Raw genomic sequence first — 1,152 nt, 5'->3', positions numbered from 1 at the left:
AACTGTCATGCAGAAGCGATCTCCGGAGGAGCGTAAGGCGCCTGGTCTCGAGCAATGGCATTGAGCCATCGCAGGTACTTGTGCATGCACGCGACAATGGCGACCTTGGCGGGTTTGCCTGCGGCGGTCAGGCGGGCGTAGGTGTGTGACAGCGGGGAACCGGTGCGGATGGAGGCCCACGTGGCCATGTACAGCACCCGTCGCACGTCGGCGCGTCCGCCCTGGATGCGGCGTTGGCCGCGCCAGCGGCCGCTATCGCGATTGAACGGCGCCAGCCCGACCAAGGCGACGATCTTGCGCGGATGCACGGTGCCCAGCTCGGGGAGCCGTGCTGCCAGGGTGGCGCGCAGGATCGGGCCAAGCCCAGGCAATTTGGGCAGGCTCGAGCAGGCAGCCCCCGCCTGTGCGATCTGCCGGGACACGTTACAGATGCGCTGCTGCAGCAGCGCGATCACCTCGAGCCATTGGTCGCGCACCGCCTTGCAGGTCACGTGCTCCATGCAGCGGCGCTGCGCATCGCGCTGGGCGACCAGGGTGCTGCGCAGGTGGAGCAGTTCGCGCAGCGCCTGCAGCGGCGCAGGGAGCACCGCGGTGGGCTGAGCGTGGATGCACTGGGCCGCCACAGCCAGCAACCGCGCATCCAGAGCATCGGTCTTGGCCTTGAGCCCCAACGCGTGCGCCAGCGCACGAGGACGCTGGGCAGGCAGCCGGACCGCGGGCAGACCAGCCTGCGTCAGCACCTGCACTATCGCCCGTTCGTAGCCACCGCTGGCCTCCAGCACGATCCGCTCGCATCCCAGCAAGGCCAGGCGTTCGGCCAGGCCGGCACGCCCCTCGGGCGTATTGGCCTGAGTCCAGGTCAGCCCATCCGGCAAGACGTGAACGACCAGCTCGGCCTTGGAGACATCGATCCCGACAAAGCGCTGCATAGACATAGGCGTTCTCCGCAGTAAACTCAGGGACGAGAGATCTCCTGCCGATGCCCATGCTTGTAGGTTCGAGCTCGCGGCTCAGGCAACTGTTCGGGCTTGTTGGCAGGAGAAACGGAGTGCGGCGGCCCTGACTCCTACTCGTGCTCGTGAGGCACTGCGACTTAGCGGCCTGCCGCACTCCGCTCTCACCTCAACGATAGACCTGCCTAAGACACAAGCG

The 1,152-nt window shown here is 67.0% G+C and carries 1 protein-coding gene; it reads right to left on the bottom strand.

Annotation, left to right across the window (positions count from 1 at the left end; all coding sequences use genetic code 11):
• Positions 1-5: 5 nt before the first annotated feature.
• Positions 6-935, bottom strand: a complete 930-nt coding sequence (locus tag J2Y70_RS22240; RefSeq protein ID WP_309922734.1) for a transposase — start codon at positions 933-935, stop codon at positions 6-8.
• Positions 936-1,152 lie beyond the last annotated feature (217 nt).

Origin of the sequence: Xanthomonas sp. 1678 (assembly GCF_031455575.1) — a bacterium.
Lineage (GTDB): Bacteria > Pseudomonadota > Gammaproteobacteria > Xanthomonadales > Xanthomonadaceae > Xanthomonas_A.
This window is presented reverse-complemented; position numbering and strand designations above follow the sequence as displayed.